Below are 24,459 nucleotides of genomic sequence, written 5' to 3' on the forward strand. Positions count from 1 at the left end.
AGGTGTATATATACATCATCAAGCAGTGTCAAGCGAGCATGATCGGCGCGATATGGAAGTGACCAGGTTCATCACCGCGCGGCAGCGCGAGATCCACGAATCCTTCCTCCGCACCCAATCGATGTCCGACACAGCCCGCGAGTTGGGGATCAGCCAGATCCGGGTCCGGGAGGCGCTGGTACAGGTGCAGCGCAACCTGATCAGGGGCGCGGGTGATCAGCCGCCGACATTGAAGGCGATGCAGCGCGGCGACGTGACGACCCGCTTCAACGTCTCGCGCGACCTTAGGAACGGGCGTCCCGCCAAGCATCAGGCCGTGGTGGGAAACAAGGTCGAGGTCAGTGCCAGCGGACCGCGCTCGACCCAGATCGAGGTGATCGGATCGGCTGGACCGCGCCGCATCGTCCTGACCGGATTGAACGGTCAGGACGCTCCGCATGCCGGCTTCCTTAGGAACCTGCGGGCCTACGCCGCCCACCTCGATGCGGAGCTCAGGCTCTACATCGTCGGCAGCCAGTCGCCCGGGGCAGGCTTTTCGCGCGACGTCCGGGATCTAGTGAGGCACGAGACGGTGACGATCAACGATCGGATCGACATACGTCCCGACCTGGGGCTGCCTCGTTACTCCCGTTTTCCGCTCGAGGGCCTGCAGCGCGTCGCTCCGGGCCGCTCCGCAATTGTCATCCACGCGACGCCGCAGCTCGAGAGCCTGCCCCGCATCTCCGCCCGTCCGCCACGCATCCAGATGACCAGCGGGCTCGCGTCACCGTCCGGTCGCATCGTAGGGCATCGCGTAACCGATCAGCCCGAGCAAATGGGCGCGGTGATCATCGAAATTGGTGATCAAGGCGATGTACATGCGCGCCGGATTACCGCCATGCCGGAACGCGGCGGGGACTTCCACGACCTCGACGCGCACGTCGCGGGCGGAAAGGTGGAGACCCGTCGTCGCGTCGAGGCGATCGCCTTCGGCGACATCCACCACCCACTGACCGACCCGAACGTGATCGCGGCGACATGGGGCCCGGGCGGGCTGGTCGACAGGCTGCGGCCACGCCATCAGGTGCTGCACGACCTCGCCGACTTCCACGCGCGCAACCACCACGACGCCCGCGACCACCACGCCCGCTTCCGCAGATTCGCCGCTGGACGCGACGACGTACGCGCGGAACTCGCCGGTGTCTCTGCCTTCGCCGCCGCCACCCGACGTCCCGGCTGCATAACGCACGTGGTTGCGTCGAACCACGACCATGCGCTCACCCGCTGGTTGCGCGACTGCGATCACAAGGCCGACCCCCGAAACGCCGAATTTTACCTCGAATGCGAGCGCATAGCCTACACGCGCCTGCGCGATGGCCACTCGGCAGACATCATGCCTGAAGTTCTGCGCGCGTTCGCCGACGATCAGCTTGATGGCGTGGTGTTCATAGGTGACGGTCAATCGCTCACATTGGCGGGTGTCGAGCACGCCGTTCACGGCGATCGTGGTCCGGACGGCCGGCGGGGTTCGGTCGCGCAGTTCGATGCAATGGGAATCGACATGACCGTCGGCCATTTCCATAGCCCGGCGATCCGCGGGGGAATCTACGTGACTGGTCTATGCTCAACTGGCCTCGGCTACGAACGCGGCCCGACTACGGGAGCGATTGCGCACGTCGTTACCCATTCGGATGGAGCGAGGCAGCACCTCGTAATGGAACAGGGCCGGTATCATGCCTAGGGTCAGGACCCATTGATGTCCGAGGCACGATCTGATTCAGGCTCTGCAAAGGAGAGCGTGAATGAGCGACCTGTATTGGCTGACGGACGATCAGATGGCGCGGCTTCAGCCATACTTTCCAAAGAGCCATGGGAAGCCCCGGGTTGACGACCGGCGAGTGCTGAGCGGCATTGTTTTCGTCAATCGCAACGGGTTGCGGTGGTGCGACGCGCCGAAGGATTACGGGCCGCACAAGACGCTGTACAACCGGTGGAAGCGCTGGGGAGCAAAGGGTATCTTCCTTCAGATGATGGAGGGGTTGGCTGCCGCAAGCGCCGACCCGAAGACCGTCATGATCGACGCGACCTACCTGAAGGCGCACCGCACGGCATCGAGCCTGCGGGTTAAAACGTATGGCTCGCCCCGTCGGCAAGTGGTTTGTGGCTGATGCTCTAAGCAGTCTGCGAAAACGTATCCGGCCTTTCGACACGAGGTCGTTGGCCAAGATGGAGATCCGCGCGTCCTGGCCTCATAAAGGGGCCGGCATCGAGTGCCATTTTTAGCCATAGGGTTCCAGCACACCGGTCGACTGTTAGGCCATCTGTCACTCACCTCCCGCAGACATCATCCAGCTGGCGCAATGCGCGCCGGCCGATCTTGTTCAGGCTGCCTGTGCAACCGGATCGTAGGTGCGCTTGTGCCGCAGCAGCGCCCACACGATACGTGCCATTTTGGCAGCCAGTGCCACCACGACGGTGTTGTGATGAGAACGTGACAGGAGGCCGCGTACCCAAGCACCAAGTCGCGTGTCGCTCTTGCTCATTACCGGCAGCGACGCCCGAGCGCCCTGGATCAGGTTCTTGCGCAGGTAGCGACTCCCACGCTTGGTGATACCGAGCAGCCGCGGCTTGCCGCCAGTCGTCGCCTGCCGCGGAACCAGACCCAGCCAAGCGGCAAGATCGCGACCACGCCCGAAAGTCCGAGCATCACCGACCGCCGCCACCAGCGCGGTCGCGTTCAGCGCACCAATGCCAGGAATGGTCAGCAGACGTCGCGTACGCTCATCCGCCCGTGCTGCATCAGTGAACTCCGCATCGAGATCAGCGATCCGTTCGTCGAGTGCAGTCCAGCGCAGGCGCATGTCGCTTACAAGCCGGTGGATACGATGGCCGAGCACTGGCGTGTCTCCGTCCAGCATCTCACCGAGGCGGGCGGCGAGCTTTGCGCGCCCCTGCGGAACGATATATCCGCGCTCAAGAAGCAAGCTCCGCATCTGGTTCATCAGCGAGGTGCGGTCGCCGACGAGCTGGTCACGGATGCGGTGCAGCGTCTGCATGTCGAGCTGCTCTTCGGTCTTCAACTCGACGAACCGCATGGTCGGCCGGGTCGCCGCTTCCGCGATTGCCTCGGCATCGCGGTCGTCGTTCTTCTGCGCCTTGACGTACGGACGGACATATTCCGGCGACATTAAACGCACGGTATGGCCTTGCCTCGCCAAAGCGCGGCCCATGTGATGCGCCCCACAGCAAGCCTCCATGGCTACGACGCACGTCGACAAGGTCGCCGCGTAGGTGATGACCGTCTCGCGTCGCATCCGACGGCGGACGACGACCTTGCCCGTTGCGTCCAGCCCGACCACGCTGCAGCTGTTCTTGCCCAGATCGATCCCAAGAACTGATATGTCCATGACCTTCGCTCCTTCCTCAAACGACCCGCTGTCGTGAGACGACAACGATTTAGTTTAGGGGCGAGCCATCCATAAAGGGGGTTTTGGCCGCCTGATCGGCCGCACCAAAGGCGGGATGAACACCAAGCTGCACGCCGTCAGTGATGCCAACGGCCGCCCGCTCAGCTTTTTCATGACCGCGGGCCAGGTCAGCGACTATACCGGCGCGGCGGCCCTGCTGGACGATCTGCCCAAAGCGCAGTGGCTGCTCGGCGACCGCGGCTACGACGCCGACTGGTTCCGGGACGCCTTGCAGGCCAAGGGCATCGAGCCCTGCATCCCGGGCCGCAGATCGCGCAACGAGCCGGTCAGATACGACAAGCGCCGCTACCGGCGCCGCAGCCGCATCGAGATCATGTTCGGCCGTCTGAAGGATTGGCGCCGCGTCGCCACTCGTTACGACCGCTGTCCCACCGTCTTCTTCTCCGCCGTCGCCCTCGCTGCCACAGTCATCTTCTGGCTATGACCAATGAGTCCTGAGCCTAGGTGATTAGAGAGTAGCATGCCGGCTGATCGCTAAGGACATGGGGCGCCAACGCCACCAGGCGGTTCGCCGAAGCCCCCTGCCAGCTCGGTTCGACTCTTTCGAGATGCAGCTCGTCGCAATGATAACGGCAGAAATGTCCCGCGCCTGCGTGCCATATGAGTGCCAGGGATTGATCTGCCCCGCGGGGGGCATGCTAACTCATTGAAAAATGGTGCTGCCGGTGAGGATTGAACTCACGACCTCAGCCTTACCAAGGATGCGCTCTACCACTGAGCTACGGCAGCACTCGCCGACTGGCGGGAGCAGCGCCTAGAGACGAGGCAGGCGGGATTGTCAAGGCTTGGGGAGCGGGTTAGCGCCGGGCATGGCCGATAAGGATCGAGAGCGCGAGGAACGGCTGGCGGCCCAACTGCGCGCCAATTTGAAGCGGCGCAAGGCGCAGGCGCGCGAGGCCGTCGACGCTCCTGCCGACCGGCCGCCGCCGGATATCGATCCGTCTGCGTAGATCGGTTCCCACGCCGCGATTGGGGCCACTGCGAAGGCAAGCGGCTCCATCACCCGAGCGGGGCGCACTTTGTCGCAAGCCAGTCCCTGACATCCCCCTCCCCCAGCAACGGGCCGATGATCTCCGCCACTTTCGCGTGATAGACATCGAGCCACGAAAGCTCATCAGCGGTCAGCAGGGCCGGATCGATCAGATCGCGCTCGATCGGGGCGAAGGTCAGCGTCTCGAACGCCAGCATCGTCCGCTCCGGATCGCCGCTCGCTACCGCATGCGGCACGACCAGCAGCAGATTCTCGATGCGGATGCCGTACTCGCCCGCTTTGTAATAGCCGGGCTCGTTCGAGAGCAGCATGCCCGCGCGCAACGGCTCCAGCGCCTGGCCGCTGGGGTGGTCGGGCGGGGCGATCCGCTGCGGCCCCTCATGCACCGACAGGTACGCGCCGACGCCGTGACCGGTGCCGTGACCGAAATCCAACCCCGCCTCCCACAGGGGACGCCGGGCGAAGGCGTCGATCTGGCCACCCATCGTGCCGTCCGGGAAGACCGCGGTGGCGATGGCGATATGCCCCTTCAGCACGCGGGTGAAGCGGTCGCGCATCTCCGCGGTCGGTTCGCCGATCGGCAGCACACGCGTCACGTCGGTGGTGCCGTCCGCATATTGGCCACCGGAATCGACGAGGTACAACTGTCCGAGTTCGATCGGCGCGTTCGATTCGGGTGTGACGCGGTAGTGGGGACTGGCGCCGTGGCCGCCCGTCGCCGAGATCGTGTCGAAGCTGGTGTCGAGCAGCAGCCCGGTTTGCTGCCGGAACTCCAGCAACTTGGCGGCGGCGCTGAGTTCGGTCTGGGCGCCCTTCGGACACTCGGTCGCCACCCAGTGCAGGAAGCGGGTCAGCGCCGCGCCGTCGCGGCGGGAGGCGGCACGGTGACCGGCGATCTCGACCGCGTTCTTGATCGCTTTCGGCAGCAGCACCGGGTCGCGCAGCGGCAGCGTCATCGCGCCCCCGGCCTCCAGCGCATCGGCGATGGCGGCAACCGACCCGGTGGGATCGACGGCGACACGACGCCCCGCAAAATCCGTCAGTGCGTCGGCGAAGCCGGCACGGTCGCGCAGGCGTACGGAGTTGCCGAGGTGCTGGCGGACCGTGTCGTCGATCTTCTCGGGCGCGACGAACAGGTCCGTCTCCCCATCGGCGTGAACGATCGCATAGCCGAGCGCGACGGGCGTGTGATCGACATCGCCGCCCCGCGTATTGAGTACCCACGCGATGGAATCGAGCGCGGAAAGGACGACGGCATCGGCGTTCTTCTCCGTCAGCCAGTCGGCGATCTGAGCGCGTTTCGTGGCGGAGGACGCGCCGGCGACGGCATCGGGCTGGACCGTCAGCTTCGCGGGTGACGGGGCCGGACGATCGGTCCAGATCGCGTCGACCGGATTCGCCGCGACCGCCACCAGCGTCACGGCGCGGTCGGCGAGGACGGAACCGGCCTGCTCGACCCACGACCGCGTGTGCAGCCACGGATCATAGCCGATGCGCGCACCGGACGCGGCGTTCTCCGCCAGCCAGTCGGCGATCGACGTTGCGGGGACGTCGACATAGTCCCAATCGTGCGCGGACACCTGCTCGCGCACCTGCAGCGTGTAGCGTCCGTCGGTGAAGATCGCCGCCCGGTCGGCGAGCACGACCGCGGTGCCGGCCGAGCCCTGAAATCCGGTCAGCCACGCCAGCCGCTGCGCATAGTCGCCGACATATTCGCTCATATGCTCGTCGGTGAGCGGCACCACGAAACCGTCGAGCTGCCGGTCCGCCAATGTCGCGCGGAGGGCCTCGATTCGCGCGGAATGGACCGTCATCGGCGCACCGCCGCGGCACCGAAGTGGAGGAAGTGGAGGCGCTGGAACAGGGCCTCCACTTCGGATGCGGAATAACGATCGGGAGAGGTGCGTGGAGGCCTGGCGGCGTGGATCAACATCCGCCGCTTGTGGCATTTTCCGGGCAATTAGGACAGCGGTGCAGGCTTGCCCTTGTCCGTTTTGCCATCGCCGACATCCTGCGGGTGATGCGGGACGAGGATCAGGGTGCGCTCCTCCACCCGCCACGACTTCAGCCGCGACAGGAAGTTCATGCCGACGACATTGACGTCACCGAACGCAGGCGAGACCACCGCCGGCAGATCGCGCGCAACGATATTGCCGAAGCGGAATTCCGGGATGGTGGCGGAGCGCGCGCGGATCGTGCCGTTGGCGGTCGTCAACAGCACGGGAACGATGCCGTCCTCCGCCCGCAGATCGGCCGCCGCCGCGGTCTGGGACGACAGCGCGGTCACGGTCGCGCCGCTATCGACCAGCATCCGCCGCTCGATCCCGCCGAACCGCGCGCGAATCCAGAAATGGCCGTCCGGGCTCATGCGGATGCGCGTTTCCTGCCCAAGGACGGACTGGTCCTCCAGCTTGAAATAGCGGGCGACGCCGCCGAGCCACGGGTCGAAATCCTGCCGTTGGTTGAGCACGGTGACGAGCAGCACGAGGATCGCGCCCCAACTGGCGATCGAGACGATCGTGCGCAGCACCGGAATGCGCCGCGCGACGATCGTCACGACGATGATCGCGGCGGCGACGGCGTAGAGGGTCGGATGGGATCCGGGGGTCGGGATCATGTCGCCGAATTAGCGCAGAATGGCTGTACCGGGGCTGAAGGCGAGGCCGTCAACGACGCTTTCCCCGGCGACCATTGGTCTTCAGGTCGGGCTTCGGCGGCGGGGTCCAGCCGGGCGGGGGCTCGACGGACTGGCGGCTGGTGCCCAGACCCATGCTGCCCGGTTGTTGGCGGGTCAGTCCAGCAGTGTCCGCCACCGCAGCATCTTCGGCGGACGCACCGGCGCGCAGCAGGGCGATGCGGTCGCGCAGCGCACGCGCCTGCTCGAAATCGAGCGCCTCGGCGGCAGCGTCCATCCGGTGCTGAAGATCGGCTAGCGTGTCGGTCATGACGGCTCAACGCTTTGGATCGTGTATTTGCCGCCGACGCGTTATGGCATCCGCATGATCGACAGCACCGCGCCTGCTACGCCCGCCCAGCCCGCCCTCTTGCCCCCAGTCGCGGAGACCCGCCCGCACAGCTTCACCGCGCACGGCGTGACGATCGAGGACCCCTATGCCTGGCTGAAAGACCCGAACTATCCGGAGGTCGGCGACCCCGACGTGCTCGCCTATCTCGAGGCGGAGAACGCCTATTTCGACAGCGTGATGGCCCCGCACCGGCCGCTGGTCGACACGCTGTACGAAGAGATGAAGGCGCGCATCAAGGAGGATGAATCCTCCGTGCCGCAAAAGGATGGCGATTGGCTGTACTGGACCGCGTTCGAGACGGGTGGCCAATATCGCAAATGGTGGCGCAAGCCCGTCGCGGGTGGCCCGGACGAACTGCTGCTCGACGAACCGGCGCTGGCGGAGGGCAAGGAGTATTTCCGGCTGGGTACGTTCGCGGTGTCGAACGACGCGACCAAGCTGGCCTATGCGATCGACGACAATGGCAGCGAGCGGTTCGAGGTGCGGGTCAAGGACCTGACCACCGGCGAGCATCTGCCGGAGGTGATCGCCGGCATGCTGTCCGACATCGTCTGGACCGCGGACGACAGCGGCTTCCTCTATGGTCTCGCCAACGAGCAATGGCGTACCGACAATGCGCGGCTGCACCGGCTGGGTACGCCCATCGAGGACGACGTGCTGCTGTTTCACGAGGCGGACGAGGGTTTCCGCGTCGGCGTGGCGGAGACGTCGTCGCGCCGATGGATCGTCATCGCGACGAGCGATCACGTGACGAGCGAGGTGCGGCTGGTGCCCGCCAACGATCCGACCGCGGAGCCGATCCTGGTCGCCGCGCGCAAGGTTGGCCGCGAATATGACGTCGACGAGCATGACGGCACGCTGTTCATCCACACCAACGACACCGATCCGCAGTTCCGCCTCTGCACCGCGAGCCTCGATGCGCCGGGCGACTGGCATGAGCTGATCGGGCCGGACCCGCATTTCTACATGACCGGCGTCGAATGCTACCGCGACTTCTTCGTGGTCGAGGGGCGCGAGGACGGGCTCGATCGCATTCGGTTGCACCGGTACGCCACGCCGATCGAGTTCACCGCGATCGACTTTCCGGAGGCGAGCTATGCCGCCGGGCTGGGCGACAATCCCGAATACGACCAGACGGTGCTGCGCGTCGGATACGAGTCGATGGTCACGCCGGGCACCGTCTACGACTACGACACTGCCACCGGCGAGTTGACCGTGCTGAAGGTGCAGGAAATCCCCAGCGGCTACGACGGAGCGAAGTATCGCACCGAGCGGCTGAAGATCGCGGCGCGCGACGGGACGCAGGTACCGGTGTCGATCGTCTACCCCGCCGATTTCGTGCGCGGCGGGCCGCTGTTCCTCTATGCGTACGGCGCATACGGCTACGCGATCCCGCCGGGCTTCTCGACGGGTCGTTTGAGCCTGCTCGACCGCGGGTTCGCCTATGCGATCGCCCATATCCGGGGCGGCGACGATCTGGGCCAGCAATGGTATCTCGACGGCAAGTTGCAAAAGCGGGAAAACACGTTCAACGACTTCGTCGACGTGGCGAAGGCGCTGGTCGCGGACGGCTGGACCGAGGCGGGTAGGATCGCGATCGCCGGGCGGTCGGCGGGCGGCGAGCTGATGGGCGCGGTGGTGAACTCCGACCCCGAACTCTGGGGCGCGGTGATCGCCGACGTGCCGTTCGTCGACGTGCTGAACACGATGCTCGACGCCGACCTGCCGCTGACTCCGGGCGAGTGGCCGGAATGGGGCAACCCGATCGAGGACGCGGACGCGTTCGCGCTGATCCGGTCGTACAGCCCGTACGACAATGTCCGGGCGCAGGCTTATCCGCCGCTGTTCATCTCGGGCGGGCTCAACGATCCGCGCGTGACCTATTGGGAGCCGGCGAAGTGGGGGGCGAAGCTGCGTGCGACGAAGACCGACGATAACGTGCTGCTGCTGAAGACGAATATGGGCGCGGGGCATGGCGGCAAATCCGGCCGCTTCGAATCCTTGCGCGAGGCGGCGGAGGAGCATGCGTTCGTGCTGTGGCAACTCGGCGTCGCCGGATGACGATCGAGGCGCTGGTCGCGCGCTACGGACTGGCGGCGATCTTTCTCGGCGCGGGGCTGGAGGGGGAGACGGCGGTCGTGACGGGTGGCGTACTGGCGCATCGGGGGCTGGTGCCGCTGGTCGGCGTGGCGTTGGCGGCTATCCTGGGATCGTTCGTGGCGGATCAGGGATTCTTCCTGTTCGGGCGGCATTTCCGCGAGCATCGCTTTGTCCGGCGCATCCGCGAAAGGCCTGCGTTCGCGAAGGCGCTCGACTGGCTGGAGCGGTATCCGCGCGGCTTCATCTTCGGCTATCGCTTCGTCTACGGCATCCGCACCGTCAGCCCGATCGCGATCGGCGCGAGCCGGATCGGCGCAACGACGTTCGTCGCGGTGAACGCAGTAGCGGCGGTGATCTGGGGCAGCCTGTTCACCGGCATCGGCTATATCTTTGGACAGGGGCTGGAGGCGCTGGTCGGGCGCGTCGGCATCGGCCACCTGCTGATCGGCGCGGCGGTGGTCGTCGTCGCGGGCGCAGTCGGCTGGCGGGTGTGGCGCGCGGCATGAGCTTCGACCTGCGCTTCGTCGCCGAAGATGGCGACATCGACGAACTCGGCCACGTCAACAACGCGGTCTGGGTCCGGTGGATACAGGACATCGCGACCGCCCACTGGCAGGCGACTGCGCCGGCGGAGCATGTCGCCGCCTATGTCTGGGTCGTGACCCGGCACGAGATCGACTATCGCGGCAACGTGGCGGTGGGCGAGGGCGTGACGGCTGAGACGTGGGTCGGGATCCCCAAGGGCGCGCGGTTCGACCGGCACGTGCGCTTCACCGGGGACGACGGGCGCGTGAAGGTGGAGGCGGTGACGACCTGGGCGCTGGTCGACCGCGCCACGGGCAAGCTGTTGCGCGTGCGGCCGGAGATCGCCGCGCCGTTCCTCACGCCAGCCGGTTCACCGAATCCATGAACCGCGCGAGACTGATCGGCTTCGAAACATAGGCATCCGCGCCGGCGCCGCGGATGCGATCCTCGTCGTCGCGACCCGCATAGGCGGTGACCGCCATGATCGGGATGCGGCGAAGCTCCGGATCGGCCTTCAGCGCGAGGATCAGTTCGTAGCCGGTCACGTGCGGCATCTGGATATCCATCACGATCAGGTCGGGGCGAAAGGCGCGCGCACGCTCCACCGCCTCGCGCCCGTCACGCACCGGCTCCGCGGCCCAGTCGTGCGCGCGGAGCAGGTCGCAGAACAGCTTCAGGTTCAGTTCGTTGTCCTCGACAACGAGCACCTTTTTCGCCACGCGGGAAACTACTCCTGTAAAGATGCTACGATACGCAATGCCGCTGCGCGATACAAACCCCGACGACCATCAAACGATGGCCTTACAGGCGCTCGTCTGGACGCTGGCTGAACCATCGCGCGCGGCGCGGCTGCTCGACACGACCGGGCTGGAGCCGACGGAGCTGAAGGCGCGTGCTGGCGAACCCGCGGTGCTGGCCGCGACGTTGATGTTCCTGGAGGCGCACGAGCCGGACCTGATCGCCTGCGCCGACGAACTGGGCGTCACGCCCGCCCGGCTGGTGGCGGCACGGGAGCGGCTGGAGGCATGAGGCCGCTGCTGATCACCGATTGCGACGAAGTGCTGCTGCACATGGTGAAGCATTTCCGGACGTGGCTGGACGAGGCGCACGCGATCGATTTCCGCATCGGCGCGGGCGACTTCGCCGCAAGCATGACGCGACGCGGTGCGGATGCGGAGCCGATCCCGCAGACCGAGATGTGGGGACTGCTCGCCGGGTTCTTCCCGGGCGAGATGGCGCGGCAGACGCTGGTGCCGCATGCCGCCGAGGCACTGGCGCGGCTGGCGGAGCAGGCCGATATCGTCGTGCTCACCAATTTGCAGGACGCGTGCCGGCAACCGCGAATCGACCAGCTGGCGGCGTTCGGGATCGCCCACCGCGTCGAATGCAACCAGGGCGGCAAGGGCGCGCCGGTCGCCCGCTTGGTCGAGGAGCATGGCAGCCCGGTGACTGTGTTCGTCGACGATCTGGCGGTGCATCACGACTCCGTCGCCCGCCACGCGCCGGGCGTCCACCGGCTGCACATGATCTCCGAGCCCGAACTGGCTGCCGCAACGCCGCCCGCACCCGCCGCGCACGCGCGGATCGACGACTGGCAAGAGGCGGAGGCGTGGATCGCCGCGCGCTTCGCCGATGGTGCCCCGGCTCAAGCTTGACCCCCGGGGCTTGACCCTGCCGCGGAGCGAAGGCAGTCCCGCCGCATGACCGATCGCATCGATACCAAGCTCGCCGAACTGGGCCTCTCCCTGCCGGAAGCGGCCGCCCCCGTCGCCGCCTATGTCTCCGCCGTCGAGGCCGGTGGCATGCTGTTCCTGTCCGGGCAACTTCCGTTCAAGGACGGCCAGTTGGTCAAGGGCCGGCTGGGCGAGAACGTCTCGCTGGAAGACGGTCAGGACGCGGCGAAGCTGTGCGGACTAATGGTCGTCGCCCAAATCCGCAAAGCACTGAACGGCGATCTGGCGCGGGTGAAGCGCGTCGTGAAGCTGGGCGTGTTCGTGAACTCCACCGCCGACTTCACCGATCAAGCGAAGGTCGCGAACGGCGCGTCGGAGCTGATGGTCGCGCTGTTCGGCGACACCGGCCGGCATGCCCGCTCGGCGGTCGGCGTACCCGTACTGCCGCTGGGTGCCGCGGTCGAGGTCGACGCGATTATTGAGATCGGCACCGCACTCTAACTTTACAATCATCGGTCCGGCCGGACCGGCCGGTTTAATCGACGTCCAGAAGCCGTAGCGGCACGTCACGTGCCAGCGGCAGGCCGGTGCAATCGATGTCATTCGATCCTGCGGCATGATACGCTTGACGGGTAACAACGTCGCGGGGCAGCAATCCAATCTGCCGCACCAGAGATATGCATCTAGAAAAGCATGTTTTTCCCGGTGCTCTACGCTCACGGAGAGAAAACGGATGCTGGGACGGGAGCAGGACGGGACTGTTCAGAAGGTTCGTAACATCGCGGAACTCGCGCGACTGGCGGGCGTATCGCCCGGCACCGTGTCGCGCGCATTGGCCGGCAAAGCGCTGGTCAACGCCGAGACGCGTGCGCGCATTCAGGCCTTGGCGACCGAGCATAGCTTTCGCCCCAACCAGATGGCGCGGCGGTTGCGGACACAGCGCACCGGCGTGATCGGCGTCGTCGTGCCCCTGGGGCATGAGCGTCGGCAGCATCTGTCGGACCCGTTCTTCATGTCCCTGCTGGGTCATCTCGCAGATTCGCTGACGGAGAATGGCTACGACCTGATGCTGTCGCGCATCATCCCCGATGCGGACGACTGGCTGGAACGGATCGTCGGGTCGGGCATGCTCGACGGGGTGCTGCTGATCGGCCAGTCCGACCAGTGGGAGACGATCGAGCGTGTCGCCGCCGAATATCGGCCGATGGTGGTATGGGGCAGCCAGATGCCTGGACAGATCCACTGCGCTGTCGGTGTCGACAACCGCATGGGCGGACGCCTGGCGGGCGAGAAGCTGATCGCGCGCGGCAGCCGCCGGCTGGCGTTTCTGGGCGAGGTGCGGACGCTGGAACTGAACCAGCGTTACAAGGGGCTGTGCGATGCAGCGGCGGCGGCGGGACTGGATGTGCCGCTGCAATTGGACACGCATTTGGCATCCGACTTGATGACGGCCGAGATCACGGCGCATATCGACGCTCAGGGTGACCGGATCGACGGGATCGTCGCGGCGTCGGATGTGATCGCGGTGCGTGCGGTCCGCGTCCTGACCGATCGCGGTATCGCCGTGCCGGACAGGATGCCGATCACCGGCTTCGACGATCTGCCGCTGTCCGGTCAGATGGTCCCGCGGCTGACTTCGGTAAAGCAGGATCTGGTCACCGGCGCACGGGCGATGGTCGACGCCCTGTTCGCGCGCATCGCCGGTCAGGATGCGCCATCGGTGGAGATGACGCCGGTCCTGATGGAACGCGACACGGCCTGATCCGTCAGGCGGGGCTCTCCATGGCATCCAGAAGTGCGTCGATGCTGACCGTGCCGAAGCCGGTGTAATCGTCGGCGATGCCATACGGGAGCAACATCGTCCGGCCGCGGACCAGCGCACCGCAGCTGTACACGACGTTCGGAACATAGCCGTCGCGGTCCTGAGGCCCCGGCTCCAGGATCGGCAGCGGCGTGCGGCCGAGCACCTTCGAGGGATCGTCCTTGTCGAGCAGCGCGGCGCCCATGCAGTAATTGCGGACGACACCGACGCCGTGGGTCAGCAACAGCCATCCCTCCTCGATCTCCAGCGGGGAGCCGCAATTGCCCATCTGAACGAATTCCCACGGATAACGGGGTTCGATCAGCTTCTGGCCGCCGGTCCATGCGAACAGGTCGTCCGACGCGAACAGCCACAGATTTTCGTTATCCTGACGCCCAATCGCGAAATGGCGTCCTCCGATCTGTCGCGGAAACAGCGCCATACCCTTCGCCGCGGCGAGATCGCCGGTGACGGGCCGCATCCGGAAGGTCGCGAAGTCGTCGGTCTGGAGCATCTGCTGTTGCACGCCGCGATCGCCCACCGCGGTGAACGTGCCGACATAGGTGGAATGGCCGTCCGGCATGGTGAGCGGCGTGAGACGCAGGTCCTCGATCCCGCGGCTCTGGCTGGGGACGACGGGGAACAGCACGGTTTCCGACGGTTCCCGGCTGCCGCCACAGTCGAGTTCGAAGACATCGTCGGTGCCGGACGGCGCGACGATCGGTGCGACCGAGGTCGGGCTTGGCGGGTCGACGGCGACGCTGCCGTCCGCGGCCCAAGTGCCGGTGCGGAAGGTGACGGACGACAGATGCCCCTCTCCGATCCCGCGCAGCGACAGGATGAAGCGGGTTGCGCCATCTTCGGTGCCGGACAAGTCGGGGTGTTCGACGATGCTGGGGTTGAACAAAGCGGCGGATTCGAAGGAATATTCGGCGCTGAAATACGCGCCGATCAGCATCCGGTGCGCCTCCGTCGCGTGCGCCGCATCAGGTAGCTGCTCCGCCATCTCGGCGAAGCGACGGAGCAGCAGCGCCGGCACATCGCGGTGCCGCTCGTCCAGCGACAGTCGCACGCGGTCGAGTTCCTCGCGCAGTTCCGCCTCGTCCAGCTCCAGCACGCGGCGGGCGATCCGCTCGGCGCGCGGATGGCCGGGCGTCTCGAACCCCGGCGGATCGGACGGCAGGAACGGGCGGATCACCGTGCGGCCCGGATCGGGGCGCAGGACGACGGGCAGGACGGTGACGAGGGACTCGCTCACTTTGCGTTCGCATCCTTCAGTTCGGTGGCGTTGGTGACGGTGGCGATGCCGCCCGCGTCGATCGCGACCAGCCAGCGCGCATTGCCGTCGCACACCGCGACCCACGTGGGTGCGCCCTCGATATCCTTGGCTTCCTGCACGTCGGTCACCTGCTGGCATTCGCGACCGGCATCGCGGATCGCGCGGAACATAACGCCCACGCGCTGCCCCTGCGGCATCGTGCGTATCGCCTGCGCATAATTACCCTTGGGAACGGTGACGTTGGTCGTCGGCTGGTCGCTGGATGCGCCTTGCCCGCATGCGGCGAGCAGAAGCGGAGCGATCAGGAGTGCAGGCATTAGGCGGTTCATGACGATCCCTTTCGTGGCGGGTCCATGCCCTGATAACCGCTGGTCGCCACGCCGGTTGCATGGTGACGGTATCGTAATGACGCGGGAATCACTGGCGTGCGGCGGCGTGCCTGATAAGCCATGAGCGAAGGGATGCGGAATGGCGCGCTGGCGGCTGGCAATATTGAACCTCGCGGCGGTTCTGACCGCCTGTGGCAGCGACTCCGGCGGTTCATCATCGACGGTCGGCGATACCGGCGGCGTGACCACGGCAGCCGCGGGCTGCACGTTGCGGGCGCGGCAGGACTGGGCGGCGGCGCAGTTGCGCGAATGGTATCTGTTCCCGGAGACGCTGCCGGCCTCGCTCGATCCCGCCCCGTATCCGACGGTGCAGGCCTATGTCGACGCGCTGACCGCGGGGGCACGGGCGCAGCGCAAGGATCGTTTCTTCACCTACGTGACCTCCATCCGCGAGGAGGACAGCTATTACCAGTTGGGCAACACCGCCGGCTTCGGCATCCGCATCGCCACCTCCGCCGATCGCACGAAGTTGCAGATCACGGAGGCGTTCGAGGGCGCACCGGCACTGACCGCCGGGATCGACCGCGGTACGGAGATCGTCGGGATCGGCACGACCGCGAGCGATGTGCGTCCGGTGGCGGAGATCGTCGCCGCGAACGGGCTGGACGCGGCGCTGGGGCCGGCGACGGCGGGGACGACGCGGACCTTCCGCATCGTCGACGGCTCGGGAACGCGCGACGTCACCGTGGCGAAGGCGGACTATGCGTTGGTGCCCGTGTCGTCCCGTTACGGCGCACGGGTGCTGGCGGATGGCGACAAGCGGGTCGGATACATCAACCTGCGCACCTTCATCGACACCGCGGACGGCAGCCTTCGCGCCGCGTTCGACGGGTTCCGGGCGCAGGGCATCACCGAGTTCGTGATCGACCTGCGCTACAATGGCGGTGGGCTGATCTCGATCGCGGAGCTGATGGGCGACCTGATGGGGGCGGATCGCCGCCCGAGCGACGTATTCTCCTACACCATTTATCGTCCGGAAAAGGCGGCGAGCAACCGCACGCGCTTCTTCCAGCCGCAGGCGCAGTCGGTCGCGCCGACGCGCATCGCCTTCATCGGCACCACGGCAAGCGCGTCGGCGAGCGAGTTGGTCATCAACGCGTTCATCCCCTACCTGCACGCTCGCGTCGGGCTGATCGGGACCAACACGTTCGGCAAGCCGGTCGGGCAGATCGGGCTGGACCGCAGCGCGTGCGACGACCGGCTGCGCGTCATTGCGCTGGCGACGCAGAATGCCGCACGCCAGGGCGGCTATTATGACGGTCTGGCGGGGACGGTGGAGGCCAGCTGCCGCGCGACCGACGACCTGACGCAACCGCTGGGCAGCGTGGCGGAGGACTCGATCAGGACGGCGCTCGATTTTCTGGCGGGGCGCGCCTGCACGCCGATCGATACCGCCGCGACCGCACAACGTGTTGGCGGGGGAGCGCGGACGCTGGTCGATGCGGCGCGGCCCAATTCGGCGCAGCGCGAGGTGCCGGGGCTGTTCTGATCGGGCGGCGCGGCCTATCGCCCAAGCATGAGCGACGAGTATGTCTATGACGAGGCCAGCGGCGAATGGGTGGCGGGCGGCGACGCCCCTGCCCCGGCAACCGCCGTGGAGGTGCGTGACGCGGTCGGCAACCTGCTGGCGGACGGCGATCAGGTGACGCTGATCAAGGACCTGAAGGTCAAGGGCGCGGGGCAGACGCTGAAGCGCGGGACGCTGATCAAGAGCATCCGCCTGACCGGTGACGAGCAGGAGATCGACTGCAAATTCGACGGGATCAAGGGCCTCGTCCTGCGCGCCGAGTTCGTGCGGAAGCGGTGACGTGAGGCCGCGGATCGACCCGAGCTGGGACGCGGCGCTGGCCGACGCGCTGGCCTGTCCGAGCATGGCGGCGCTGCAGGCGTACCTCGACGACGAGGCCGCGGCGGGCAAGCAGGTGTTCCCGGCCGCGGATGACCGGTTCCGGGCGCTGGAGTTGACGCCGCTGCCGGACGTGCGCGTCGTGATCCTGGGGCAGGACCCGTATCACGGGCCGGGACAGGCGCACGGGCTGAGCTTTTCCGTGCGGCCGGGGGTCAGGCCGCCGCCGAGCCTTGTGAACATCTACAAGGAACTGCACGCCGATCTGGGCATCGCGCCGGCGGGGCACGGGTTCCTGGAGTCGTGGGCGCGGCAGGGCGTGCTGCTGCTCAACACCGTCATGAGCGTCGAGGCCGGGCGCGCCGGATCGCACCGCGAGCGCGGGTGGGAGCGCTTCACCGATGCCGTCATCCGCGCCGTCGCCGCGAAGCCGGAACCGGTCGTGTTCCTGCTGTGGGGCGCACATGCGCAAAAGAAGGCGGCGTTCGTCCGCACGGTCGATCGGGGCGGCGCGCATCTGGTGCTGAGCGCGCCGCACCCGTCGCCGCTGTCGGCGTACAAGGGCTGGTTCGGCAGCCGGCCCTTCTCGCAGGCGAATGCCTTTCTGGTGGAGCACGGCAGACGGCCGATCGACTGGGCTTTGCCTCCAGAGGTTTAGCGCGGAAGGTTAGGCTAAGGTTAGTCCAATGCGACGTTTCACTCGTCGTCGCTTCCATCCCCATTGCGCTCCATCTCGCGGCGGTGGCGACGCAGGGCGCGGTCGATCGCCTTGGGATGATCGGGCGCATTGCGCGGATGGACGAAGCGGTCGAGCGGCACGGGCGCCGGATCGCGCTCGTCGAGCAGGCACGCGATCTCGTCCGCCAGCTCCTGTGGCGGCATCAGCAGATGCGGCTCGGCCGGCGTGACGGGGCCGAGCGTCGCGGTCGCTATCTCCAGCGGCGGGGTCGCCGGCATGGGCTCGGCAGCGGGGCGGGTATCCTGTTCGGCATGGCGGAAGCGATCGGGGCGATAGGCGCGCAGCAGGAACATCATCAGTCGATCGCTGTAATGGCGCTTCGATCCGATGCGGCAGCCGTCGCGGTCGAACACCGGGATGTCGACGCCGTCGATCGCGCGCGTCATCGCGACGTCGATCAGGCGGGTCGCCGCCGCCGCGACGGCGGCATCCCAGGCGCGCGCGAAGCTCTCCGCCCCCGCCGAGCGGCGCAGGCGATAGGCACTCTGCACCGAGATATCGAGCGAGCGGCAGGCGTCGGCGACGATGCCGGTATCGGCCAGTGCCTCGACGAAGCGACGCTGCAATTCCGGCGTCCACCCATCCGAGCGCGGCCGGCGCAGGACGGGCCGCCATTCGAAATCATGGGGGTCGAAGCCGTTGGCATCCAGCACCGGCGGTTCGGGCACCGTGGCGACGGTGCGCGACCGGTCGTCGCCCACCGCCTCCGGCGTGTCGAGGATGGCGGGATCGCGCGGCGCGGCAGCGGCGGGCGGGGCTTTGCGGGTTTTGGGATCGTCCATGCGCGCCAGAAGGTCACGGGTCCTCCAACGTTGACAGGCGGCCGGCGTCGATTGTTGGACGGATTCCGGGCGTGCTGTGGCAGGATGGCATCCAACAGTCGCCCGCGGTGCGCGGGTGCACGAAGGAGACGGACGATGACCGAAGCCTGGTGGAACGACACGCGCATCGCGGCGAGCGACGACATCGTGGTGGTGGAAGGCAACAGCTATTTCCCGCTGTCCGCCGTCGATCCCGCCATGCTGAAGGACAGTGCGACGACGAGCGTCTGCCCGTGGAAGGGCACCGCGCATTACTACACGCTGGTCGCCGGCGGCGCGGAGAACAAGGACGCGGCATGGTACTACCCCGAGCCCAAGGACGCGGCGCGTTCGATCGCGGGGCGGGTGGCGTTCTGGAAGGGTGTGGTGGTGCGGTAGGTCCGGGTCAGCGGGGCCGGTCCAGCGGGAAGCGCATCGCGACGTCGCAGCGGGCATAGGCGTGGCCGAAGCGCGCCATGATGTCGGCGTCGTGGACGAAGCCGGCGCGTTCGTAGAGGTGGATTGCGGCGGCGCATTTGCGGCTGGTGAGCAGGTAGAGCGTGTCGATGCCGGGCAGGTCGCGCGCGCGTTCGATCAGTGCGGCGAGCAGGATGCCGCCGGCACCGGTGCCGCGCGCGGTGGCGACATCTGGCGAGCTCGTATGCGCTGGGTGCGGTCGGCTTCAAGGCGCGGGCGCTGATAATCCCGGCTTCGAGCGTGTCGGTGAACAGGATGACTCCGCCCTTGTCAACGATCGCTCCGGCGACGCAGTCGGGCACGCGATTGTCGTGCCCTCTAGGACAAACGTATTTCTGAGCCGAGCCGTGTTGACCGTTGTCACATTGGCGAGCAAAGATGTCGGCGCAGCAACGTTATACAACCTGTTGCCATTTATAATGGCAATATCATATTTTCTGTTCGAGCATCAAATAGGCCTCACCCTATCCTTCCCTTCTATTTCTAATATAATAGTGATTTCTACACAGAATCCACCTAAATAGCTGTTGAATTGCCATTTAACAAACCTAAGGGCGATATTCTTGTGAACCAAGATTCACAACACTAATGAATAATTCACAGGTTATGGCTGAAAATGCCAACTTCGATAGGCAGGTGCGAGATTTCGACTCGTCCCGTCTCCAAGATAAGGCTTTATTTTTCATGGTTCGCAGCTAGCCTGATTGAGATACACCATTGGTAGGCGACCACAATGCGTCCCATTCCTTTTTCAACGTACTTTGACGTTGATCCAGATGCGTTTGATGAAGCCGGCCTTCTCGACCCATATGTAAATACCGACACACCCCTTTTTATCGATCCACTGCTAATTGACAAATCCCATAACACGACGCTTGCGACTGACGGCTACAAGCAATTTAAGCAACATTTTCAATCGCTAGTAAGGCTTCTCGCCATTGCCGATGAGGAGGGTGATCCCGCCTGGCTTGCCGCCGAGCGCCAGCTTAGCCTTCGCGAGCCTGCAGAGAATGGGCTAGGATATAGTAAGAGCGCGCGAGCAGGCACCTCCCGACCGCGAGATATTAGGACACAACTACTCAGGACAACAAGAAAGATTGTTAAGTTAGGGTCGAAAGATCCGGAAATGCTCTCGCTTATGGGGTTCTTGGAGCCAGGGGTAGGATCAGATACGATCAGCGATTTTACTACTCGGGCAATGACCCAGACTCTTTCGCAAATCACGCATAACTTTTGCAAGACGCATGGAGTTGATCTGCATGACAATGATCTGTCAGAAATTACGCTGCCCGTTGTAGAACGACACGGCCAATCTTAACCATTTGTCTTAATTCCGAGAGATGTTCTTCGCGATCTACCCGTGACAGATAGTTGGAAGGACGTGTGGGAGGCGACGACGCATAATGAAGCTTTGAGACACAAAGTGAGCAAGATGCTGGCGGGTATAATCGAGCCTACCATCAAAGAACAAAAAGAGGCGATTAAACAGGCTGTTACTCAATCTGGCGATACCTTCAATGAGTTCCTTCGCGTTGTAAAATCGGCAGCCACGTCCTACGATGAAAATAATGATGTCATGGGGTATCACGCTTTTCGCAAGACGCTGATTGATAGCCCCCCAATGGCAACTGATAAGGTGTATGACACTCGAAAAGGACCACAGGAAATTGTTCGGGTAATTATGGATGCTCTGAACATATTCAAGCATCATGTGGAAAATGGGAATTTGTGGGAAGAACTGTGGGCAGGGGGACAGCCTAAGCGGGAGCGTGCTGCGCAGTTGCTGTTTTTTGCAATCGCTGACGCCTACTGCCGCGCAAACAATGTCGACATTAGTGGCGAACCTAACATGGGAGGAGGCCCAGTCGACTTTAAATTTTCTGACGGCTACAACGCCAAAGTTGTGGTTGAGTTAAAGAAGTCATCCGGCTCCGTCGAGCATGGTTTCAGTCGTCAACTTGAACGCTATAAAAAGGCATCACAAACCGATTTCGGTATCTTTGTTGTAATAGACTATGGCGGTGATTCTCAGAAGATTCGACGTATCGAAAAACTCAGAGGTAAAACCATAGAGCAAGGGCTACGCGCATCAGACATAGTTATTATCGATGCGCGTAAGAAAGCCTCTGCGAGTAGGGATGGTAGGCCGGTCACTCGCTAAAAGATGCCGGCAGGTAAACCTCGCTCCCCTTCGCCTTAAAGCGTTCGCTCATTTCCGCCATTCCGGCTTCGGCATCCGCGACCGAGCCCTTGCCGTTGGCGAAGAGGGCGCGGTCGGCGTCGGCTGCGTCGGCCGCGAGGAAGGTGTCGGCGGGGGCGTTCTGCTTGGCGGCGAATTCGCGGACTTCGGCGGTGATCTTCATCGAGCAGAATTTGGGGCCGCACATCGAGCAGAAGTGGGCGGTCTTGGCGCCTTCCGCGGGCAGGGTCTGGTCGTGATAGTCCTCTGCCGTATCGGGATCGAGCGACAGGTTGAACTGGTCGCGCCAGCGGAAGTCGAACCGCGCGCGCGATAGCGCGTCGTCGCGCATCTGGGCCGCGGGATGCCCCTTGGCGAGGTCGGCGGCGTGGGCGGCGAGCTTGTAGGTGACCACGCCGACCTTGACGTCGTCGCGGTCGGGCAGGCCGAGGTGCTCCTTGGGCGTGACGTAGCAGAGCATCGCGGTGCCGTACCAACCGATCATCGCGGCGCCGATGCCGCTGGTGATGTGGTCATAGCCCGGCGCGATGTCGGTGGTGAGCGGCCCGAGCGTATAGAAGGGCGCTTCGCCGCAGACCTCGAGCTGCTTTTCCATGTTCTGCTTGATCTTGTGCATCGGCACGTGGCCGGGGCCTTCGATCATGACCTGCACGTCCTGCGCCCAGGCGCGGTGGGTGAGTTCGCCAAGCGTGTAGAGCTCGCTGAACTGCGCTTCGTCGTTGGCGTCGGCGATCGAACCGGGGCGGAGGCCGTCGCCGAGCGAATAGGCGATGTCATACGCCTTCATGATCTCGGTGATCTCGTCGAAGCGTTCGTAGAGGAACGATTCCTTGTGATGCGCGAGGCACCATTTCGCCATGATGCTGCCGCCGCGGCTGACGATACCGGTGACGCGCTTCGCGGTCATCGGGATGTACGGCAGGCGGACGCCGGCGTGGATGGTGAAGTAATCGACGCCCTGTTCGGCCTGTTCGATCAGGGTGTCGCGGAACACCTCCCACGTCAGATCCTCGGCGATGCCGCCGACCTTTTCCAGCGTCTGATAGATGGGGACGGTGCCGATCGGCACGGGCGAATTGCGGATGATCCATTCGCGCGTGTCGTGGATGTTGCGGCCGGTGGAGAGGTCCATGACCGTGTCGGCGCCCCAGCGGATCGACCAGACGAGCTTGTCGACTTCGGCGGCGACGTTGCTGGCGACCGCGCTGTTGCCGATGTTGGCGTTGATCTTGACCAGGAAGTTGCGGCCGATCGCCATCGGTTCGGATTCGGGATGGTTGACGTTGTTGGGGATGATCGCGCGGCCCCTCGCCACTTCGTCACGGACGAATTCGGGAGTGACGTAGTCGGGGATCGACGCGCCGAAGCTTTCGCCGTCGCGCTTGTAATCCTTCAGCATCTCGCGGCCGAGGTTCTCGCGGGTGGCGACGTACTCCATCTCGGGCGTGATGATGCCGCGGCGGGCATAGTGCATCTGGCTGAGGTTCATGCCGGGCTTGGCACGCAGCGGGCGCTTTACGTGGCGCGGGAATTGCGGAACGCCGCCGGAGCGGTCGGGGCCGAGCTGGCCGTTGTCCTCGGGCCGGATTTCGCGAGCGTCGTAGCTTTCAACGTCGCCGCGCGCCTCGATCCACTGGCGGCGGAGCTGCGGCAGGCCGGCCATGATGTCGATGCTGGCGTGGGGATCGGTGTAGGGGCCGGAGGGGTCGTAGACCCGCAGGGGTGCCTCATTCGCGGAGGGATCGAGGTGGATCTCGCGCATCGCGACGCGAAGGGGGCCGACATGCACCTTCTTCGATCCCCGGATCGGTCCGGTGGTGACGCCGATTTCGGTGCGGGCTGGGATGTCGGCCATGTCGTCTCTCCAAAAAACGGAGAGCGGGCGGTCCTCTGGCGAACACCGCTCCCTCCCTCCGCCGGTGTCAACCGGATCAGGTTCAGCGGGTCGAAGGCTCCTGCCTTCCTCTCAAGCGCGGACTGGCGCTCCCCCGGGGATGACGGGAGCATAGGCGCGTCGCAGGCCGCGTCCAAATAAAAAGGCGGCCAAACGAAAAGGGCCGCGCCGTTGCCGGCGCGGCCCCCGTTCGACCGTCAGGAGGGGGAATCAGGTCGAACGAACTGTGCCGTTCACACCGGCGGGGAAGAAGCCGCCGCTGGTCGTGGACGCATTCGGGGTCAGGTACACGATGTTGAGCACCTGCGCCGGCGAGCGGACGAAGGCGAGGCCGTTCGCGTCGGTCGGGACGATGTTCGAGCGGACCTGCCCGTTCACCGTCTCGGATGCGATACCCTGATCGCGGTCGGCACCCTGACCGAGCAGACCCGTCGATGCCGTTCCATCCAGCGTGTCGCGCGCGTCGCTGATCCGCGTGGTGGCGGTGATGATCGACGTGTCGGTCACCCCCTTGCGGTACAGCAAAGTGCGGACGAGGCCGGCGTGATAGGCTTCGACGGCGTGAATGCCCGCCGCCGCCTCGATCGTAGCCGGTGTCGTCAGCAGCTGGACGCCGCCCATATAGGCCGTGACGCCCACATCCTCGAACAGATACGCGGCCAGCAGGAAGTTGTTGTCGCTGGCATACGGATCGAACGTCGCGGTCGCACCGACCACCTGGGCCGCACGCGCCGCCGCGGTGAAGGCGCCATTCGCATCGCCGGAGATGTTGATCGCCGGCTGGGACACCGCCGCACCTTGCAATGCATTGCGCAGGAAGGTGACGTGGGCGATCTCGTCATAGGCGATCTCGCGCGCATATTGGCCGACGATCGGGTCCTGGAACGTGACCTGCCGGCCACCGGTGACCGCACCCTGCACACCGGTACCGGTGGTCAGGTTCGCGGCCAGACCGACGCCGAATGCCGCAAAGCTGTAGAACTGCGCTTCGAGATATTCGAGGTTCAGCGCGAAGTTCAACACGTCGGCTTCGGTCACCGCAGTGGGTGTCGGGCTCGGCGTGGGGGTCGGCGTCGGCAGGGGCGTGTCGTCGTCGTTACAGGCGGCGAGCATCGACAGACCGCCGACCACCGCGGCAGCACCACCGGCGGCGCGGAGGAATCCGCGGCGCGCATCGCGCCGGGTCTTGGCTCTCTCGACCAAGTCGAGAACGAAATGTTCGTCTTGCATGGAAGCATTTCCCTTAAAAGCA

The 24,459-nt window shown here is 65.3% G+C and carries 26 protein-coding genes, 1 tRNA gene, 2 pseudogenes and 1 riboswitch; of the genes and pseudogenes, 17 read left to right on the forward strand and 12 right to left on the reverse strand.

The genetic code is table 11. The features are described 5' to 3' along the window. Positions 1-52 precede the first annotated feature (52 nt). Positions 53-1,720, forward strand: coding sequence for a hypothetical protein (locus AC0CH8_RS02780; protein ID WP_465238573.1), 1,668 nt, complete (start codon positions 53-55; stop codon positions 1,718-1,720). 61 nt (positions 1,721-1,781) lie between these two features. Next, a pseudogene (locus AC0CH8_RS02785) lies at positions 1,782-2,126 on the forward strand (transposase); the annotation flags it as partial. Between the two features lie 234 nt (positions 2,127-2,360). Here AC0CH8_RS02785 and AC0CH8_RS02790 read toward each other — a convergent pair. Beyond that, on the reverse strand, positions 2,361-3,386 hold the full coding sequence (locus AC0CH8_RS02790) for an IS110 family RNA-guided transposase (protein WP_465238574.1): 1,026 nt from the start codon (positions 3,384-3,386) through the stop codon (positions 2,361-2,363). Between the two features lie 67 nt (positions 3,387-3,453). On the opposite strand from AC0CH8_RS02790, the pseudogene AC0CH8_RS02795 reads away from it, so the two are divergent. After that, positions 3,454-3,891, forward strand: a pseudogene (locus AC0CH8_RS02795) (IS5 family transposase); the annotation flags it as partial. 230 nt (positions 3,892-4,121) lie between these two features. Here the strand turns inward: AC0CH8_RS02795 and AC0CH8_RS02800 are convergent. Then, positions 4,122-4,196: transfer RNA gene (locus tag AC0CH8_RS02800), tRNA-Thr, on the reverse strand. Between the two features lie 80 nt (positions 4,197-4,276). Here AC0CH8_RS02800 and AC0CH8_RS02805 point away from each other — a divergent pair. Next, complete coding sequence (locus AC0CH8_RS02805) at positions 4,277-4,417, forward strand: hypothetical protein (protein ID WP_465238575.1); 141 nt, start codon at positions 4,277-4,279, stop codon at positions 4,415-4,417. Between the two features lie 49 nt (positions 4,418-4,466). On the opposite strand, the gene AC0CH8_RS02810 is transcribed toward AC0CH8_RS02805, so the two are convergent. The 3 genes from AC0CH8_RS02810 to AC0CH8_RS02820 form a co-directional block, all read right to left on the reverse strand. After that, the gene (locus AC0CH8_RS02810; protein ID WP_465238576.1) at positions 4,467-6,272 is read right to left on the reverse strand and encodes an aminopeptidase P family protein; all 1,806 of its coding nucleotides are present in this window, start codon (positions 6,270-6,272) and stop codon (positions 4,467-4,469) included. 146 nt (positions 6,273-6,418) lie between these two features. Continuing rightward, positions 6,419-7,075 carry a retropepsin-like aspartic protease family protein gene (locus AC0CH8_RS02815; protein WP_204199122.1) on the reverse strand — a complete coding sequence of 219 codons (657 nt, stop codon included), beginning with the start codon at positions 7,073-7,075 and terminating at the stop codon, positions 6,419-6,421. Between the two features lie 49 nt (positions 7,076-7,124). Continuing rightward, entirely contained in the window at positions 7,125-7,403 is a 279-nt protein-coding gene (locus AC0CH8_RS02820; protein ID WP_465238577.1) for a UvrB/UvrC motif-containing protein, read from the reverse strand. Positions 7,404-7,457: 54 nt separating this feature from the next. On the opposite strand from AC0CH8_RS02820, the gene AC0CH8_RS02825 reads away from it, so the two are divergent. Genes AC0CH8_RS02825 through AC0CH8_RS02835 form a run of 3 tightly spaced genes read left to right on the forward strand, consistent with a single transcriptional unit; the run spans position 7,458 to position 10,494 of the window. Next, complete coding sequence (locus AC0CH8_RS02825; protein ID WP_465238578.1) at positions 7,458-9,545, forward strand: S9 family peptidase; 2,088 nt, start codon at positions 7,458-7,460, stop codon at positions 9,543-9,545. Next, positions 9,521-10,090 (forward strand): DedA family protein, encoded by a 570-nt coding sequence (locus AC0CH8_RS02830; RefSeq protein ID WP_465238579.1) that lies wholly within the window; start codon positions 9,521-9,523, stop codon positions 10,088-10,090. Before AC0CH8_RS02825 ends, AC0CH8_RS02830 begins: the two co-directional genes overlap by 25 nt. Then, a complete protein-coding gene (locus tag AC0CH8_RS02835; protein WP_465238580.1) occupies positions 10,087-10,494 on the forward strand; it encodes an acyl-CoA thioesterase in 408 nt (135 codons plus the stop codon). The genes AC0CH8_RS02830 and AC0CH8_RS02835 overlap by 4 nt, the downstream gene beginning before the upstream one ends. Here the strand turns inward: AC0CH8_RS02835 and AC0CH8_RS02840 are convergent. Continuing rightward, positions 10,466-10,828, reverse strand: a complete 363-nt coding sequence (locus tag AC0CH8_RS02840; protein ID WP_204199117.1) for a response regulator — start codon at positions 10,826-10,828, stop codon at positions 10,466-10,468. The two genes, AC0CH8_RS02835 and AC0CH8_RS02840, sit on opposite strands and share 29 nt — an antisense overlap. Positions 10,829-10,904: 76 nt before the next feature. Here AC0CH8_RS02840 and AC0CH8_RS02845 point away from each other — a divergent pair, with 76 nt between their 5' ends. From AC0CH8_RS02845 to AC0CH8_RS02860, 4 genes are all read left to right on the forward strand, one after another. Beyond that, on the forward strand, positions 10,905-11,138 hold the full coding sequence (locus AC0CH8_RS02845) for a DUF3572 family protein (RefSeq protein WP_465238581.1): 234 nt from the start codon (positions 10,905-10,907) through the stop codon (positions 11,136-11,138). Continuing rightward, positions 11,135-11,764: an HAD family hydrolase gene (locus tag AC0CH8_RS02850; protein WP_465238582.1), complete on the forward strand. Its 630-nt coding sequence runs from the start codon at positions 11,135-11,137 to the stop codon at positions 11,762-11,764. The genes AC0CH8_RS02845 and AC0CH8_RS02850 overlap by 4 nt, the downstream gene beginning before the upstream one ends. 45 nt (positions 11,765-11,809) lie before the next feature. Next, positions 11,810-12,283, forward strand: a complete 474-nt coding sequence (locus tag AC0CH8_RS02855; protein WP_465238583.1) for a RidA family protein — start codon at positions 11,810-11,812, stop codon at positions 12,281-12,283. Between the two features lie 232 nt (positions 12,284-12,515). Next, complete coding sequence (locus AC0CH8_RS02860) at positions 12,516-13,544, forward strand: LacI family DNA-binding transcriptional regulator (RefSeq protein ID WP_465238584.1); 1,029 nt, start codon at positions 12,516-12,518, stop codon at positions 13,542-13,544. Between the two features lie 4 nt (positions 13,545-13,548). On the opposite strand, the gene AC0CH8_RS02865 is transcribed toward AC0CH8_RS02860, so the two are convergent. Together AC0CH8_RS02865 and AC0CH8_RS02870 are read right to left on the reverse strand one after the other, a co-directional pair. Next, a complete protein-coding gene (locus AC0CH8_RS02865; protein ID WP_465238585.1) occupies positions 13,549-14,841 on the reverse strand; it encodes a glycoside hydrolase family 130 protein in 1,293 nt (430 codons plus the stop codon). Further along, positions 14,838-15,191 carry a hypothetical protein gene (locus AC0CH8_RS02870; protein ID WP_465238586.1) on the reverse strand — a complete coding sequence of 118 codons (354 nt, stop codon included), beginning with the start codon at positions 15,189-15,191 and terminating at the stop codon, positions 14,838-14,840. Before AC0CH8_RS02870 ends, AC0CH8_RS02865 begins: the two co-directional genes overlap by 4 nt. A 139-nt stretch (positions 15,192-15,330) precedes the next feature. On the opposite strand from AC0CH8_RS02870, the gene AC0CH8_RS02875 reads away from it, so the two are divergent. Genes AC0CH8_RS02875 through ung form a run of 3 tightly spaced genes read left to right on the forward strand, consistent with a single transcriptional unit; the run spans position 15,331 to position 17,755 of the window. Next, on the forward strand, positions 15,331-16,740 hold the full coding sequence (locus AC0CH8_RS02875) for a S41 family peptidase (RefSeq protein ID WP_465238587.1): 1,410 nt from the start codon (positions 15,331-15,333) through the stop codon (positions 16,738-16,740). Positions 16,741-16,767: 27 nt separating this feature from the next. Further along, on the forward strand, positions 16,768-17,058 hold the full coding sequence (locus AC0CH8_RS02880) for an alkylphosphonate utilization protein (protein ID WP_465238588.1): 291 nt from the start codon (positions 16,768-16,770) through the stop codon (positions 17,056-17,058). 1 nt (position 17,059) lies between these two features. Further along, positions 17,060-17,755 carry a uracil-DNA glycosylase gene (gene ung / locus AC0CH8_RS02885; RefSeq protein ID WP_465238589.1) on the forward strand — a complete coding sequence of 232 codons (696 nt, stop codon included), beginning with the start codon at positions 17,060-17,062 and terminating at the stop codon, positions 17,753-17,755. A 38-nt stretch (positions 17,756-17,793) separates the two neighbouring features. On the opposite strand, the gene AC0CH8_RS02890 is transcribed toward ung, so the two are convergent. Then, complete coding sequence (locus AC0CH8_RS02890; protein WP_465238590.1) at positions 17,794-18,618, reverse strand: hypothetical protein; 825 nt, start codon at positions 18,616-18,618, stop codon at positions 17,794-17,796. 135 nt (positions 18,619-18,753) lie between these two features. Here AC0CH8_RS02890 and AC0CH8_RS02895 point away from each other — a divergent pair, with 135 nt between their 5' ends. Beyond that, the gene (locus AC0CH8_RS02895; protein ID WP_465238591.1) at positions 18,754-19,035 is read left to right on the forward strand and encodes a DUF427 domain-containing protein; all 282 of its coding nucleotides are present in this window, start codon (positions 18,754-18,756) and stop codon (positions 19,033-19,035) included. A 7-nt stretch (positions 19,036-19,042) separates the two neighbouring features. Here the strand turns inward: AC0CH8_RS02895 and AC0CH8_RS02900 are convergent, their stop codons facing one another. Further along, complete coding sequence (locus AC0CH8_RS02900; protein WP_465238726.1) at positions 19,043-19,249, reverse strand: GNAT family N-acetyltransferase; 207 nt, start codon at positions 19,247-19,249, stop codon at positions 19,043-19,045. A 597-nt stretch (positions 19,250-19,846) separates the two neighbouring features. Here AC0CH8_RS02900 and AC0CH8_RS02905 point away from each other — a divergent pair. Then, positions 19,847-20,431: a hypothetical protein gene (locus AC0CH8_RS02905; protein WP_465238592.1), complete on the forward strand. Its 585-nt coding sequence runs from the start codon at positions 19,847-19,849 to the stop codon at positions 20,429-20,431. A 105-nt stretch (positions 20,432-20,536) separates the two neighbouring features. Continuing rightward, on the forward strand, positions 20,537-21,274 hold the full coding sequence (locus tag AC0CH8_RS02910) for a hypothetical protein (RefSeq protein ID WP_465238593.1): 738 nt from the start codon (positions 20,537-20,539) through the stop codon (positions 21,272-21,274). Here the strand turns inward: AC0CH8_RS02910 and thiC are convergent. Then, positions 21,264-23,168, reverse strand: coding sequence for a phosphomethylpyrimidine synthase ThiC (thiC, locus tag AC0CH8_RS02915; RefSeq protein ID WP_465238594.1), 1,905 nt, complete (start codon positions 23,166-23,168; stop codon positions 21,264-21,266). The genes AC0CH8_RS02910 and thiC overlap by 11 nt on opposite strands. A gap of 36 nt (positions 23,169-23,204) precedes the next feature. Then, positions 23,205-23,313: riboswitch (TPP riboswitch) on the reverse strand. Between the two features lie 104 nt (positions 23,314-23,417). After that, the gene (locus AC0CH8_RS02920) at positions 23,418-24,437 is read right to left on the reverse strand and encodes a ferritin-like domain-containing protein (RefSeq protein ID WP_465238595.1); all 1,020 of its coding nucleotides are present in this window, start codon (positions 24,435-24,437) and stop codon (positions 23,418-23,420) included. Positions 24,438-24,459 lie beyond the last annotated feature (22 nt).

The sequence above is a fragment of the Sphingomonas sp. AC435 genome (assembly GCF_979253005.1).

Bases quoted from the DNA above. Each gene is read 5' to 3' on its own strand.
- AC0CH8_RS02780 (WP_465238573.1), top strand. From the start codon at position 53: ATGGAAGTGACCAGGTTCATCACCGCGCGGCAGCGCGAGATCCACGAA.
- AC0CH8_RS02790 (WP_465238574.1), bottom strand. From the start codon at position 3,386: ATGGACATATCAGTTCTTGGGATCGATCTGGGCAAGAACAGCTGCAGC.
- AC0CH8_RS02805 (WP_465238575.1), top strand. From the start codon at position 4,277: ATGGCCGATAAGGATCGAGAGCGCGAGGAACGGCTGGCGGCCCAACTG.
- AC0CH8_RS02810 (WP_465238576.1), bottom strand. From the start codon at position 6,272: ATGACGGTCCATTCCGCGCGAATCGAGGCCCTCCGCGCGACATTGGCG.
- AC0CH8_RS02815 (WP_204199122.1), bottom strand. From the start codon at position 7,075: ATGATCCCGACCCCCGGATCCCATCCGACCCTCTACGCCGTCGCCGCC.
- AC0CH8_RS02820 (WP_465238577.1), bottom strand. From the start codon at position 7,403: ATGACCGACACGCTAGCCGATCTTCAGCACCGGATGGACGCTGCCGCC.
- AC0CH8_RS02825 (WP_465238578.1), top strand. From the start codon at position 7,458: ATGATCGACAGCACCGCGCCTGCTACGCCCGCCCAGCCCGCCCTCTTG.
- AC0CH8_RS02835 (WP_465238580.1), top strand. From the start codon at position 10,087: ATGAGCTTCGACCTGCGCTTCGTCGCCGAAGATGGCGACATCGACGAA.
- AC0CH8_RS02845 (WP_465238581.1), top strand. From the start codon at position 10,905: ATGGCCTTACAGGCGCTCGTCTGGACGCTGGCTGAACCATCGCGCGCG.
- AC0CH8_RS02850 (WP_465238582.1), top strand. From the start codon at position 11,135: ATGAGGCCGCTGCTGATCACCGATTGCGACGAAGTGCTGCTGCACATG.
- AC0CH8_RS02855 (WP_465238583.1), top strand. From the start codon at position 11,810: ATGACCGATCGCATCGATACCAAGCTCGCCGAACTGGGCCTCTCCCTG.
- AC0CH8_RS02860 (WP_465238584.1), top strand. From the start codon at position 12,516: ATGCTGGGACGGGAGCAGGACGGGACTGTTCAGAAGGTTCGTAACATC.
- AC0CH8_RS02870 (WP_465238586.1), bottom strand. From the start codon at position 15,191: ATGAACCGCCTAATGCCTGCACTCCTGATCGCTCCGCTTCTGCTCGCC.
- AC0CH8_RS02875 (WP_465238587.1), top strand. From the start codon at position 15,331: ATGGCGCGCTGGCGGCTGGCAATATTGAACCTCGCGGCGGTTCTGACC.
- AC0CH8_RS02880 (WP_465238588.1), top strand. From the start codon at position 16,768: ATGAGCGACGAGTATGTCTATGACGAGGCCAGCGGCGAATGGGTGGCG.
- AC0CH8_RS02890 (WP_465238590.1), bottom strand. From the start codon at position 18,618: ATGGACGATCCCAAAACCCGCAAAGCCCCGCCCGCCGCTGCCGCGCCG.
- AC0CH8_RS02895 (WP_465238591.1), top strand. From the start codon at position 18,754: ATGACCGAAGCCTGGTGGAACGACACGCGCATCGCGGCGAGCGACGAC.
- AC0CH8_RS02905 (WP_465238592.1), top strand. From the start codon at position 19,847: ATGCGTCCCATTCCTTTTTCAACGTACTTTGACGTTGATCCAGATGCG.
- thiC (WP_465238594.1), bottom strand. From the start codon at position 23,168: ATGGCCGACATCCCAGCCCGCACCGAAATCGGCGTCACCACCGGACCG.
- AC0CH8_RS02920 (WP_465238595.1), bottom strand. From the start codon at position 24,437: ATGCAAGACGAACATTTCGTTCTCGACTTGGTCGAGAGAGCCAAGACC.